Origin of the sequence: Flavobacterium sasangense DSM 21067 (genome assembly GCF_000686885.1) — a bacterium.
GTDB classification, from domain to species: Bacteria; Bacteroidota; Bacteroidia; order Flavobacteriales; family Flavobacteriaceae; genus Flavobacterium; species Flavobacterium sasangense.
The window spans coordinates 58,842-71,893 of record NZ_JMLU01000008.1 but is presented as its reverse complement, the minus strand read 5'-3'; the positions used below and the strand labels follow the sequence as shown (position 1 = coordinate 71,893).

At 36.1% G+C, this 13,052-nt stretch carries 19 protein-coding genes; all 19 read right to left on the bottom strand.

All coding sequences use genetic code 11. The annotated features are described in order from the left end of the window. Window positions 1-325: 325 nt before the first annotated feature. Entirely contained in the window at window positions 326-1,000 is a 675-nt protein-coding gene (locus BP92_RS0107850) for a hypothetical protein (RefSeq protein ID WP_026725557.1), read from the bottom strand. Further along, window positions 1,000-1,389, bottom strand: a complete 390-nt coding sequence (locus BP92_RS0107845) for a hypothetical protein (protein ID WP_026725556.1) — start codon at window positions 1,387-1,389, stop codon at window positions 1,000-1,002. Before BP92_RS0107845 ends, BP92_RS0107850 begins: the two co-directional genes overlap by 1 nt. A gap of 13 nt (window positions 1,390-1,402) precedes the next feature. After that, a complete protein-coding gene (locus BP92_RS0107840) occupies window positions 1,403-2,317 on the bottom strand; it encodes a hypothetical protein (RefSeq protein WP_026725555.1) in 915 nt (304 codons plus the stop codon). Continuing rightward, complete coding sequence (locus tag BP92_RS0107835) at window positions 2,308-2,685, bottom strand: hypothetical protein (RefSeq protein ID WP_150111893.1); 378 nt, start codon at window positions 2,683-2,685, stop codon at window positions 2,308-2,310. Before BP92_RS0107835 ends, BP92_RS0107840 begins: the two co-directional genes overlap by 10 nt. A 131-nt stretch (window positions 2,686-2,816) precedes the next feature. Beyond that, window positions 2,817-3,728, bottom strand: a complete 912-nt coding sequence (locus BP92_RS16000; protein WP_051604427.1) for a hypothetical protein — start codon at window positions 3,726-3,728, stop codon at window positions 2,817-2,819. Between the two features lies 1 nt (window position 3,729). Beyond that, window positions 3,730-4,011: a hypothetical protein gene (locus BP92_RS15995; protein ID WP_051604426.1), complete on the bottom strand. Its 282-nt coding sequence runs from the start codon at window positions 4,009-4,011 to the stop codon at window positions 3,730-3,732. Then, window positions 4,008-4,364: a hypothetical protein gene (locus BP92_RS15990; RefSeq protein ID WP_035693105.1), complete on the bottom strand. Its 357-nt coding sequence runs from the start codon at window positions 4,362-4,364 to the stop codon at window positions 4,008-4,010. The genes BP92_RS15995 and BP92_RS15990 overlap by 4 nt, the downstream gene beginning before the upstream one ends. Next, entirely contained in the window at window positions 4,364-4,645 is a 282-nt protein-coding gene (locus tag BP92_RS0107815) for a hypothetical protein (protein WP_026725553.1), read from the bottom strand. The genes BP92_RS15990 and BP92_RS0107815 overlap by 1 nt, the downstream gene beginning before the upstream one ends. Further along, a complete protein-coding gene (locus tag BP92_RS0107810; protein ID WP_026725552.1) occupies window positions 4,645-4,848 on the bottom strand; it encodes a hypothetical protein in 204 nt (67 codons plus the stop codon). The genes BP92_RS0107815 and BP92_RS0107810 overlap by 1 nt, the downstream gene beginning before the upstream one ends. A gap of 2 nt (window positions 4,849-4,850) precedes the next feature. Then, the gene (locus tag BP92_RS16745; RefSeq protein ID WP_026725551.1) at window positions 4,851-5,375 is read right to left on the bottom strand and encodes a hypothetical protein; all 525 of its coding nucleotides are present in this window, start codon (window positions 5,373-5,375) and stop codon (window positions 4,851-4,853) included. Next, window positions 5,372-6,352, bottom strand: a complete 981-nt coding sequence (locus BP92_RS0107800) for a hypothetical protein (protein WP_026725550.1) — start codon at window positions 6,350-6,352, stop codon at window positions 5,372-5,374. Before BP92_RS0107800 ends, BP92_RS16745 begins: the two co-directional genes overlap by 4 nt. Before the next feature lie 3 nt (window positions 6,353-6,355). After that, on the bottom strand, window positions 6,356-6,991 hold the full coding sequence (locus tag BP92_RS0107795; protein ID WP_026725549.1) for a DUF6046 domain-containing protein: 636 nt from the start codon (window positions 6,989-6,991) through the stop codon (window positions 6,356-6,358). A gap of 1 nt (window position 6,992) precedes the next feature. Next, window positions 6,993-9,008, bottom strand: coding sequence for a phage tail tape measure protein (locus tag BP92_RS16740; protein ID WP_051604425.1), 2,016 nt, complete (start codon window positions 9,006-9,008; stop codon window positions 6,993-6,995). Between the two features lie 418 nt (window positions 9,009-9,426). Continuing rightward, on the bottom strand, window positions 9,427-9,780 hold the full coding sequence (locus BP92_RS0107780; protein ID WP_026725548.1) for a hypothetical protein: 354 nt from the start codon (window positions 9,778-9,780) through the stop codon (window positions 9,427-9,429). A 7-nt stretch (window positions 9,781-9,787) separates the two neighbouring features. Then, window positions 9,788-10,189 carry a hypothetical protein gene (locus BP92_RS0107775; RefSeq protein WP_245598367.1) on the bottom strand — a complete coding sequence of 134 codons (402 nt, stop codon included), beginning with the start codon at window positions 10,187-10,189 and terminating at the stop codon, window positions 9,788-9,790. Window positions 10,190-10,220: 31 nt separating this feature from the next. Beyond that, window positions 10,221-11,405, bottom strand: coding sequence for a DUF2586 family protein (locus BP92_RS15975; protein WP_051604424.1), 1,185 nt, complete (start codon window positions 11,403-11,405; stop codon window positions 10,221-10,223). Then, window positions 11,405-11,953: a hypothetical protein gene (locus BP92_RS16735; RefSeq protein WP_051604423.1), complete on the bottom strand. Its 549-nt coding sequence runs from the start codon at window positions 11,951-11,953 to the stop codon at window positions 11,405-11,407. Before BP92_RS16735 ends, BP92_RS15975 begins: the two co-directional genes overlap by 1 nt. 22 nt (window positions 11,954-11,975) lie before the next feature. Beyond that, window positions 11,976-12,530 (bottom strand): hypothetical protein, encoded by a 555-nt coding sequence (locus BP92_RS0107760; protein WP_026725546.1) that lies wholly within the window; start codon window positions 12,528-12,530, stop codon window positions 11,976-11,978. Window positions 12,531-12,534: 4 nt separating this feature from the next. Continuing rightward, the gene (locus BP92_RS15965) at window positions 12,535-12,981 is read right to left on the bottom strand and encodes a CHAP domain-containing protein (RefSeq protein ID WP_051604422.1); all 447 of its coding nucleotides are present in this window, start codon (window positions 12,979-12,981) and stop codon (window positions 12,535-12,537) included. Between the last annotated feature and the right edge of the window lie 71 nt (window positions 12,982-13,052).

The following is a 13,052-nucleotide window of genomic DNA, read 5'->3' as shown; positions in this document are numbered from 1 at the left end:
ATTCTTTTTAAAGCGGAGGACTTTTTTTACGCTATCCTACCAAAGCGTTGATTTTTTAAAAATAGATACCGTTTAAAACGGCATCTATTAATTTCTAAAGTGGATTTATTTTACTTGCTACCAACATCGCAATCAGATAATGACCGCCTCCTTTCTTTTAGTTAATATTACTTGTTCGGGTTGCCTATGAGCCAATTTGCTTTCGCTCCTTGGCTCAATCCTTACACCTTATAATTTCTTTCAGATGACAGGTTTTCTGTAAAGTATCCTTATAGCTTATAATTTCTTTCACTTGCACAGGTCACTTTATTGGCTTCCCTAATTTTTAAACTAGCTTATAGCTAATTGATATTTTTTGATTGTCGCCGTCATTGTACCATCTATCGCATATCATTTGAATAGTAGCCAACGGTTTTGAAAAATATGTTTTATTTCCTTTTCTTACTTTAATTCTAAATTGTAAATATTGCCACGCTCTGTTTTTATCAGATGTGTGGCTTTTTCCGCCAGCTCCTCGAGTTCTAATTTCCGAAGTGGTATCTACAATTTTATGAAAGTAAAAAGGCTGTCCCATTTTTAAAATAGTTTCTTTTTCTGTTATCAATATTTCAGATGGTCGTTTTGGATTTTCAATGTCCGGGTAGATGCCGTGTTTGAATCCCGAACCTTTAAACTTTCCATTAGTTCTAACAGTACGCTTTGGCTTATATCGGTCAATCAACAATGTAACTTCGTCTGTATTTTCCAACATCCAAACATCATTAAACTTTAAAACCAATTGTTGAACGGTTGAAATTCCTGCAAAATTTTGCACGATATGTTCGGGTTTGTTACTCCAAAACAATTCAATTTTTACGTTTTCAATTGCAGCCTCAACGGCTTTTCGAGTTACATCGTTAAACTCATCAGCAAACAAAATGTATTTTGTTTCTTTGTTGGCAACCGCCGCCAATTTTTCTGTGCTATCCTGTTTTTGCTCTATGTCGAAAATTGTGTTCATTATCTTTCTTGAGTTGGTTGGTCTAATTCTTTACTATATTCAATTGGTTTTATTAGGTTGTTATACAAGGCTAAAACTCGTTCAAATTCGGCTAATAAATCCGTTGTATCAACTTCCATTCGTTCTGACAAACCAATTTGAATGTGTAAGGTTTCAAGTTGTGTTCTTAACTTATATTTATTCAATTCTAAGAGATAAATATCCTCATCGTTTTCATCGTTTATTATAGTTTTGCCATCGTATTTACTCCACGGCTTTCTTATTTTTACAAAGTTTAAATATTGAAACTCTGTAATTTCTAAATACTCCTTCGGGAACTCATCTTCATCAAAAAATCTTAAATCTAAAACTTTTGAATTTTTATCTATTTCTATTCCAAATACGCTCATAGTTTTTGTTTTTTTAAATTCCTAAATACATAATGTAACACAGTGCATAATACGGCGGACGATTTTCGTGGGCCTCATTACCCCCAATAGAATCCGTTGAAAAATTATGATTATGAACCCCAGAGTTAGCAATATTTGCTGTATGCGTATGAAGACCACTCGTTGAGACATTACCTGGATATGATGTTGAGTTTGGAGCAGAATTATTACCACCACCTTTCCAATCTCCAGAAGCTTGTATAACGTGACCACTATGCGTATGACTACCTGATTGATTGATACTTATTGAATGATTATGTGAGCCCGCACTTTGAGTAGTTCCGTTGTGTGAGTGACTTGCCATTTGTTCCACAGATAATTGAACAGAATTTAAACCACCAAAATCCCCAACATTATATATGCCACCTGCACCAACAATAAATCTATCAATTAAATTAGGGGTTCCATCATTACCATTGCATAACTTCCAACCTGAAGGAATATTTCCAATTTCGCCGCCCCACATCTGAATAGTACCAATTGGTTGCAAATCTTTTAAAGTTCTTAATCGAAATAATTCTGAAAAGTTAAAAATGTCAATACCTCCAGTTCCGCACTTTGCATAAATGGTTCGGTATGCTGGTAAGCTATCCAAAACCGTATCATTATTAATGTCAGTATTGTAGTCAACATTTTCAAAGGCTTCAAAAATGGTTACTGTATTCGCAAATGCACCACCTTTAAAAGGGATGATTTCATTTTGATAAACGATAAATCCATCTGAAACTACACCTGCAGTATTTACAACACCTGTAATAATAGTTTTCTCACCGGCCATTTGTGCCAAAGCTCCAAGTGGTTCACGAAAGGCATCTTGTATAAAACGTAACGTTTTATTGGTACCAGGAAACCCAGTAGCGGAAACGATTAATTTGTTACCTAAACCCATAATATTATATAGTTTTTAACGAATAATTTGTAATAATCTAACTGTGCTTTCATTTTAATTAAAAAAGCAACTTCTTCTAATGCCGTTAATGGTTTTAAGTCAATGGGAACTAATACTGTAAAATCAGCACCATCTCCTAAAAGTTCCCACTCCTCCCTAAAGTAAACAGGTTTGTTGTCTTCGGGTTCGTAGAAAACAACCGGCTTATTTTCTTCTGGCTCATAAAACCATAAAGGCTCTTTTATTTTAGCATTTCTTATAATGATTCTCCTTTGTACATTATCGAAGCTATCATTCAAAACTGCCTGTAAATAGCAAATTTGCGAGTTGTGGTTCACCTTGTATAATGCCTGTGTACGAAATGCCAAAAACTCAATATGTAGTCTTATAATTGGCTTAAATAAAACCTCCAACCACTTAACAGTTTTTGCACGGCGTAAATCAACCTCGAGGTTTTCGATTATGAATTTTCTCCAGTTTATGTTATAAACATTATCCATTATTCTGTATATGGTATGTAGTTAATTAACAATTCACTCTCGTCAAGTTTCATATACCCGGCATCGGCAATTCGTATTTCATTTATTACGCCTACGTTCTGCACTCCAATAGTTGAGTATTCATAAGTACCATACTTTGAAAATGCCTCTTTTACTACTGGTAAAACAACTCCGTCCACCTTTTGCAATTTATCGGTCAAGTAGGTTAACACTAACTTTCCGTTTTCAAAATCAATAGATTTTAAATACTCTTTAATCTGTGTTATAACTGGAGTTAAATTAGTTCCATCAAGGCGAGAACCATCCGCTCCCAAAATCAATGGATCATAATAAATGTCGAGCTTCAATTTCAAAAGGTCTGCATCTCCAGTCGTAACATTTACAACTGTACCGGCATCGGCAATGTGATGATTGAAATAAATATCTAATGCGGTTAAGTGTTCGGGCAATACTGGAGCATACTCTCCGCCAACATTGCGCACAACTTTTAACCTTAAAGTTCCGTATCCATTTTGAACTACTCTAACCGAAGCGGCATTGGCCACAATTTTAGCCGCCAAAATTTCGGCATCAGTTAATAAACTTAAATCGTAATAATCTTTGTCCTGGACTAATGGAACTCCAAATAAAAAGTCGAGGGCCTTTTCTCTGTACCACTTTGGTGTATGGATACGAGATTGAGCGATTCGAGCTTCAATTTCTATTCTAAAAGCGTCCCAGTATTGTTCCAAAACAAATTGGCCAAAAGAAAACACCCACACCCAACGTCTCCAAATACTAACCTTACTCGAGCTATTTGCGTTTAGAATGGTTTGCTCACTATCCGTTAAAATTTCTAATGGAGAGAGTTCTGCGGCAGTATTTCTAGCCGTTAAAATTTCAGTTTGTATGTCGTTAATTGATCTAGCCATTTTATAAACTTATTGCGAATTCGTAGGCAAACATATAATCCAAACTATTGTCTAATAGTTGAACTGGATAACTGGTTGCAATGTTTTGTGTTTTGCTTTTAAAATATTGAGCAATATCATTGTCTCTATTAACAGAACTTGGAACAATCAGTTTTTGTCCTGGTACTAATTCTTCAGTAATAGAAATGCCATTGGCTAAAGCCCACTCAAAAGCGGCTAAAACGTTTCCATCTTCTTGAATGGCAATGTCTAATAATGATTGATTAGATAGTACAGTTATCACGGATGCTCCTTTTTATATTTGTTAAATTCTCTTACTTTATCGTCATACATCTTTTTGTATAGTGCGGCTTGTTTTTTATGGTACTCTATTTCCTGCAGTAATATTTGTTCCTTTTTTTCAAAAAGATTTGCAATATTATCAGACATCTCCTGAACGTGTTTGTATTTATCTTCATAGCGAATACTTAAGTCATCTAAAGCATTTTTATAAAGTTCAACCACCTTTGAGCCATTATCAATTTCACTACCTGTTGCCTCCGCATTTTGTTTTCGTCTAGTAAAAAACCAACCGAAAAACCCGCCAATTCCGCCAGTAGCCGAAAGCATAATAATCTCATTAATTAAATTATCCATTATCTCTTTTTTATATTGATTAACTTTTTGATGTCCTCATAGTTTTTGTTGTCCCTTCTTAAAAATAAACGAACTCGCTCCTCAAATTCTTGGTCATTGGATGCACTATTTACCAACTGAATCAAGTTAGGAGCTAGCACAGGATCATTGCGTAATTCTCCAGAGTTTAATCTCAAGATGATACCAACCTCCTGAAGCGTACTTTCTCCAATGACAAAGTCACCATTAACAATGTTAAGGTCATCGCTATCATCAAGTAATATGTCGCTTTCGTAATACATTATTGTAAATTTCCGTTAAACGTTCCAGTCACGGGCCCATTAGGAGCCGTTAACCCATTTGTATAAACAATCTTTGCCTCTTTTACATACTCATCAATTGCATCGGCTATTTGTTCCGCTACTTGCTCAACGTTACTATCCGTATCAGGTTGAGAAAATATCTGAATTAGCTTATTCTTTAATGTTAATTTATTTAATGGCATTTTTACTCTATTAAAATGGTGTTTAAACGGCCTTTAATTTGGTCGGTTTCTGTCGCTATTTGAACTAATGCTGGAACGTTTGGAGATACTCCAATGCTCACAACAATTTTTTGAACTTCTTCGTTCAATTTGTTTTTTTGTTCAAATAAATCATTAAAAACTTCCTTTAAGCTCTCGCCACCTTGTTTGACAATAAAGCCCTCCTCTTTAATTATGAATTCGCTTTCTCCACTGGTAAAAACAATTTCTTCTATCTCATCGCATTCAATCAAAAAGGCATCGGCAATGTTATTATTTATGATACCAATAAGGCATTTTGTTTTAATTTTTGGCTTTTTATAAATTGAGCCAACTCCTAGATTAACATCGAAAAAATCCAAATCGTCAACTAACCCAGTAGCAACCATTGTCTTTTTGTCCCAGTCAACTGATTTCACATTGCACCAATGCGTTTGAACATCAATCAGTTTTTTAGTTCTCTCATTAAGAACCGCACCAAGCTCCGTTATGTTATCTCCTCTTTTCAACTTGTTTTTTGATCTAATTTTATAACCTGACGAATTCCTTCTCGGTTAAATGTTTTTGTAACTCCTTCGATATAATAAATTCCGTTCCTATCATCATATAAAGAACTTGTTAAATCCGCTTTTTGTCCGTGCTTTACTGATGGAATACCAAATGCGGTATATGAGCCATCAAATCGGTCTTGTTTACTTTTTTCGAAGTCTAGTTTTACTAAAACCTCGAGTTCACTTTTTGTTTTATTGTAATGAGTGAGCTGTCTTGTTTGTCCGTCTTTATCTCCAAACTCAACTTCAATTTTTGTCCCATTTGATAGAGTTGAAACTCCTTTAATTAATATTTGAATATCATCTTTACGGACATAGTTCAAAGAGCTACTTACACAATTACGCTCTAAATTGAACTTAACTTTTGCAACATCACTATCATCAGCATAATACTTACCACATACAAGAACTGGAGAGCCGTTGACCGTTTTAAAATAAGTATTCAACTTCCACGGATCTTGTTGCAATTTTTCTAAAACTGCGGCAACCGTAGTTTTAGGAAAACGAACACTTCCTATTTGAACACCCTCTAAAGCATCAACTTTATATCCTGGAGCAATAGAAGTAAGTAAATCTTTTAAGCTAATATTCGGGCTACTAAAGTTTACAGGAACTTGTTTAAGTTTCCACATTTCGTCCTGTAGTTTTATTCTAATTGGAATATCTGCAGAAACTTCTGTTATATAGCCTCTGAACTCCTCAACGTTATTACCATTATAGCCAAATGCGATGGTTACATAGTCGCCTCGTCTGAAGACCTCCCTAACATTATTTTTATCAAAGAACTTTACTTTGCGTGGAATTACAATTTCGGCCGTTGATGTTAATAGCTTCCACGAACTATCAACTATTATTTCGGTTGCCTGTGTTAAAACTATTCCAGATCTGCGATCATTTTTAGCAAACACGATACGGCAGTTCATTGGTAAAGTCATAATCTAATCGTTTGTATCTGGTAAAATCAAAACAATAGACTCATCCGAACTTAAAACCATTGAAAACGGAATGATACCAGGCGAGCCCTGTACGCTTTCTTCTTTGTAGTCATCAATTGTAATGGCGTGAATATTTTTGTTAGTAAATAAGCTCCCACTTATCTCAATTGATGCCGCTAAATTTTCCCATTCTCCCAAAGTTTTAATTTGGTCAGTCGCACTCATTTCGGGAGTATCAATAGCCAACCCTTTTGCTTCAATTATCCAGTCATCAAATCCGAAAATTTCTTTAACAGTACCATTACTTCCCAAAAGGTTTGTTTTGGTAATATTCTTTGCTCTACGGAATGAAAACAACGTTGCTGGTGGTAATGTAAAGTCCGGCATTTGTCTATCCTCTAAAACTCCGCTCGAGTTATATTGTTTATACGTTCCGCCTTTAAATTTTAGTAGCCCAATTATAGGTGTTCCCATCCAACTGGTTGCCTCCGATTTATGATAATCTTTTATCATTTCAATACCTTTATAATCAAAAGTTTCTTTTTGCTCTTTTGATAATGGTTGAGTAATGAATATTGGAGAGTTAATTCCAAATGCCGCTTTAAATAATTGCGAAAGGTTGTATCTTGAATCTGCCATATTATCCACCAATTAAAATTGTTCCATCACGTAGTTTATCTATTACGAATCCAATTATCTCGTCTGCTAATTTTCTTTTATCAGTACCTTGTTCAACTCCAAAATGATTGTTTATGGTCAAGTTTTGAACTATTGACTTACTAACATTATTTCCTTCTGTTGCTGTTACACCTGTTTTTTTAGCACTTTTGTCGCCTGTTGTTTGGTTTAAATTTTTAAGGTTTAAACCAGTCGTTTTATCCGTTTTTGTATCAAGAGCTACTTTTGATTTTTTCTCTGTAGTTGATACCTTACTTGTTTTTGCATCGAGAGCTTCTTTTGCTTTTTGCTCTTTTTCGCCTTTGGTAACTAACTTGCTATCGTTTCTAAATTTTTCAATTTTTTTAGCCCAAGAGTCCAGTCCAACCATCTCGAACATTTGTTGCATTGGCTTTAAAATAGCGTCTAAAATAACCATACCAATACGTTTTAATCCTCCTATAATTCCATCCGTTTTAAAAGCAGTTTTAATACTTTCCCAATGGTCATATATTGATTTGAACGCACCAATTACTAATCCTATTGGCCCAAGTAATAAACTCATTGCCGCACCCCAACTGTCCCAATAATTTATTATGGTTGCCACCACTGCAATAAGTGCTACAATAGCAACAATTATCACACCTATTGGGTTTGCAGTCATTGCCACATTCAACCTCATTTGTGCCGCTGTCGCTAAATTGGTTATCCCAGTCCAAACTCCTTGAGCAATAGAAACTATTTTTGTTTTTGCCGCACTAATCAAAGATTGATCGGTTGTTAAACCTAGCATTGTTTTTACACCGCTTAATGCCGTTTTATATCCTTCGTAGGCGTTTTTCCCGTCTGCCATAATACTTATGGCGTTTGCTCCGGCACTTACATAAGGCGAAAAAGCTGCCGTATATTCGCCAATGGCTATTTTAGCATCATTGTACAAAGCCGTTAAACGACTTTGTTTTTCGGCTGTGGTGTTCATCATAATAGCCGCTTGTTCTGACGCTACATTGGTATTGACTATTTTTGTTTTTAAAACATCTTGAGCATCAACACTATTTAGCATAATACTTGCAGCTGCCGCATTTTCAGTACCAAACATTTGAGCCATAATTGTAGCATCGCCCTGTGCTTTTTTAAGCTCTCGCAAACGTGTAGTTAATGGTAATGAGGTATTAGAAACCACATTCATATTAACGCCTAATCGGTTTAATTTCTCAACTGCTTCTTTTGGCAATACATCAACACCCGCCATTTTGCCTAAAACATTTCGCAAAGCAACACCCGCCTCCGAGCCTTCTTTTCCCCCAGCGGCTAATGATTGCAAAACGGCATTCGTTTCTTCAAAGGAAACATTAGATTGTTTGGCTTGCACTCCTGCCACTTTTAAAGCGGCCGCTATACTTGGAACTTCCGCCGCACCTTCTTTTGCACCTGCCGCCATAATGTTCATCATTCGCTCCATTTCTTCTTGGGCCGCAATTGGATCAGATAAATCAACTCCATATTGTAACATTGCAGTTGTCAAGGCATCAACAGAACCAACGGCATCATTGCCCATTGTTTTAGAAAGTGTACGGACATTGCGTTCCATTTTTTCTAAAGCCTCTGGCGAATTTGCAATATCGGGGCCTAATCTAGAAAGGAGTGTTTTATAGTTATTTAAACTATCTGTGGCCTCTCCTCCAAAATCTTTGGCACTTTTACGGGCTTTCTCTCCTAAATCTTCAAGTCCTTTTCCAGTTACTCCAGTAATCGCAGAAACTTCGGCTAATCCACTTTCATAACTAATAAAAGGTTGGTTAAGGTTTTCAAATCGCTGGTTCAAATTTTGAGCCGATTGCGATATAGCTTGCAAATCAATTGCGTTTAATCTTTTAAAGCAAGCCCCTAAATTATCAACTCGTGTACTCGCAGTATTTACAACCTCTTGCACTTTTTGTACTGAGTTTGAAATCAAGTCTTTAAACTTTAGCTCCCAAGTTGTAATTGCGTTTGACATTTTTTATTATCTTTGCTCAAATTCGTATAACGATGTATGAAACTTTTACTTTTTATGTGATTATGGTTTTTGTGATTTTTATATCACTTTTACTTGCCTATACTTTTATTTTCCCTAAAATATTGAAAGTCGTATTGTTTTTTTTGAAAGCAATAGAATCCATTTTAAATAATAGAGCTTCAAAAAGATTATCGGGATAAAAATATTTTGCCAAATTCAAACAGGGCGTTTTTTATAACAATTTCAAATGTTTCGTTTTCCCTTCTTTTTACATAAGCCCATTCATTGTATAACTTTGACCATTCGGCATTTGAAAGCTCTTCGGGATTAATTTGAAGTGAAAACCGTAGGATAGCATTTACTTTTTCTATCCATTGGTTATCGTCTTCTTTGTCCTCTGGGTCAAGTTGAGACCCCTCTAAAGCTTTTTTATCTCGCTCTTAACACCACTAATCAAAGAGGTAATGTTTTCAACAAGTGCCAAATACATTGCTCCGTTGTTTTCAATAGCTTGCATATCGCCCTCTAAAACACAACCTAACAAAATTTTTGAAGCTCCATTAATATCATTTTTTGTATTTGAATTTGTTATGGCTTGCACAACACTTCTTGAAGGGCGTTTTACCAAATAATAAAAGTCAATACCTTCATCATCGGTTACAATTATTTCACGCAAATTAGATTTTCCGCCTACTTTGGCTTCGTGTTCTGCCACTACCTCTGGAGTATATGGCTTAACAATAACCTCTTTTTTGTTTTCAACTTCTGGCATATTTTTTTTAGATTACATTCCACTCAATGTGGCTGATTAATAATTCGTACTTGGTTGCAATAGTGATGTCGTTTTGTTTAACTTCGACACCATCACCTAAAAACTCCGCATTGCGAATTCTATCTTTTTTGATAGATCCGTTTTCAGTTTCATACTCAACAACAATATCAAAAGGAGCGATATCTTGAATTGTTTTACCTGCAGGTAATGCAAGTTTTAAAGCATCGACCTCCTCTTTTAAAAGTGTGATCGTTGCTTTGGCCTCGTAGTTCCCACGACCTCGACCAATTGGAAATGGCCCAGCTCCGTAAACATTCTCCTTTTTTTGCGAGTCGCTGTACGCTAGCTCCGTAACTCCTTCTAGGTCTCTACCTAAAAGGTTTGCAGTAACTGCGTTCCAACCCTGCATTACACCGAATTTATTTATAATCGTACTCATCTTAATTTATTGAATTAGTTAAACCTAAAGCAACCTCAAACTCGTGAACGATACCATCCATAACTACTGAAGCTTTAATTTTTACGGGTTGAGTACTATTAACTACTTGTTGAGGATTGATATAAATATCAAAACCGCTTATTTCGTCATTAGTAACCATTTGCTCCAGAGCCTTGTTACCGATACCAGTCCAACGGCTTATGGTTGTGGACTTGATAAATCCTGTAGTTGGGTTCTTTTTTACGACTCCTTTTACTTCTGGCAAAAGGGCAATTCTCAACGTTCTAGCCGCTTTATTCCAAACTCGATTGTTCTCGATAAAACAGTAGTCGGATGCTTGACTGATACACGTTTTTGAGTTCGTGAAGAATGCACCAGGATAACCCTCATACGATGCCGCATAAATGTATCCTTTGTTCTCTAAATCGGTTAATTGTGCCTTTGTCAGCGAGCTGATTGTCGCACCTCCAGTTAATTTTGGATTAACCCATAAACCTTTGTTTTTGTCAGTCAATGTATAGTCTGATGAGCCTCTTTTTTCAAGTGGCTTGTTTTGAATATCCACAGAACCTGCATTCTCATTTACTTTGCGAACGGCTAACATTCCTAAAAATGCACCAACGGCCGCAAAGGTTGATGTTCCAGATCCAACGACTAAAACAGAAATTTGAGGAGCGTCTAACTCCGTTAAATCAATTACATTGGCAACGTTGAAATTGTTCCAACCAATAATACCAAAATCAATCAACCTGTTTTCGGTAGCTAATACATTGATGATACCTGATTGATATTGAGCAATGGTATCTTCTTGAGTAGCCGCACCAAAATCGTCAACAATTCCAAAACCTTTAATCTCTTTGTTTTCTTTAATGAAAGCTAAAAGATTAGCAACGGTTTTGTTGTTAAATAAGTAAAGCGTTCCTTCGGGAGCAAGTCTGAAAAATTCAGAGATATGCTCATAAAAAGGAGATGCACCGTTGGCACTTGCACTCAATGTAAGCCCTAAACTTTCTGCTTGAGAAAGTGAGGTTAATATCAACCCTTTACCTGCATTAGAAATAATCGCATCTAGTGCGGCATTTCCTGTAGCCTTAATAATTAAGGCAACGTGAGAGTCCGTACTCGGGTTCTTACGTCCTAAACCTCCTTGAAGTTTTTCAATTTTTACTCCTGCTAATTCCGCCATTATTTCTTCTTATTAGAGTTTCTTGTTTCAGGATTTTTGCCGTCTTTACCTAAAGTTTTATCAACCTTTGGAGTTTCAACTTTCGGAGCATCAACTACTGGAGTTTCAACTTTTGGGGTATCAACCGCAGGAGTGTCAACTACTGGAGTTTCAACTTTTGGGGTATCAACCGCAGGAGCGTCAACTACTGGAGTTTCAACTTTCGGAGCATCAACCGCAGGAGTGTCAACTACTGGAGTTTCAACTTTTGGGGTATCAACCGCAGGAGTGTCAACTACTGGAGTTTCAACTTTCGGAGTTTCAACCACAGGAGCTTCAACTACAATCTCCGCATCTACATCGATATCCTCAACGGCTTTGTCCGTTTTAACGATATCGCTTCTGTCGAAAGGATAAACCTTTAGTTTACCTCTGCCAAGCTCTGCCAAGTTTTCATTAAAGAAAATGTTACCATCTTCTCGAGCGAAAACTTTATCCTCTGAAGGATACTGCTCAAACACTTCTTGTGCTTTCGCTTTCAGTTCTTTTTTTGAATATACTTTGTTCATTTTTTCGTTTTTTAAATAGCTTTTAAACCCACCAAATCTTATCGCGACACCTCCGAAAAACATATATTCCAATTGGAATAAGTAGGAGAAGTAACCACCACCAACTAAAAGAAGTCCGGCTAATATTTTTGCCTTTTGTTGCCTCTTTAGTTTTTGTCCTGGTACTATTGTTTTTTACTCCTTTGTCTTTTGTGGTTTTAGCTTGGGATAACTCGGTTTTAGTCGTGCCTTTTTTATTGGTTTTTGACGTTGTTTTTTCTTCTGTATAAGAAGCATTATTCAACTCCTTTTTATTGCCTTTATCGTCTGTAAACAAACTCGGCTTTGTTGGATCAACTGGAGAATAAGTTTTCTTTTCTGTGGTTGTCTCCTCCGTTTGAGTTACATCGTTTGTAACCTTAACATTAGAGTTCTCCTTTACTTCCAAGTCCTTTTTTTCAGTTTTCAAGTTCTCAACGTCATTCTCCTTTTTAACCGTTGAACTTGCAACTTTTCGAGTTGAGCAACTAGTCATCCAAAGAATGATTAAAAGGAATCCAAACCAACTTAATATGGCGTATGCTTTTGAGTTTTTCATTTTGTTATAATTCAGGGTGTACAAATATTGCGGTTGAGTAGTTCCTAACTCGTCTCATTACTTGACCACCATTACTTTGATTAGTTAATGAAGTATTACCTTCTATACTTTCAAATGTTTTTTTATCAATTCCTTTGACAAAAATTCCTGTGTGGTCGTATCTGCCGTCCGAATTCCAATCAAAAAAAACAATGTCTCCAGGTACTGGCTTTGTTGTAATCCAACCCTTCTTTTTAAAGAAGGCTACGGCGGTTTGACAACCTGCAAAACCTTTTTTAAATCCTATGTTTGGTAGTTGCTTTCCTGCTATAGCATAAACCCAACTTACAAACATTCCACACCAAGCAACTCCATCAAGTCCAAACCACTTTCCGTATTTGGTTTTGTTGCTATCTTTTGGAGATTCAACAACTCCGATTTCCTTTTCTGCAGTTCCTACTATTACATCCATTTTTTTAAAGATTAACCCCTAAGGGTGCAGTCGAGCCGCATTGGCTTCGACTGCCGTTTTAAAATAAATCA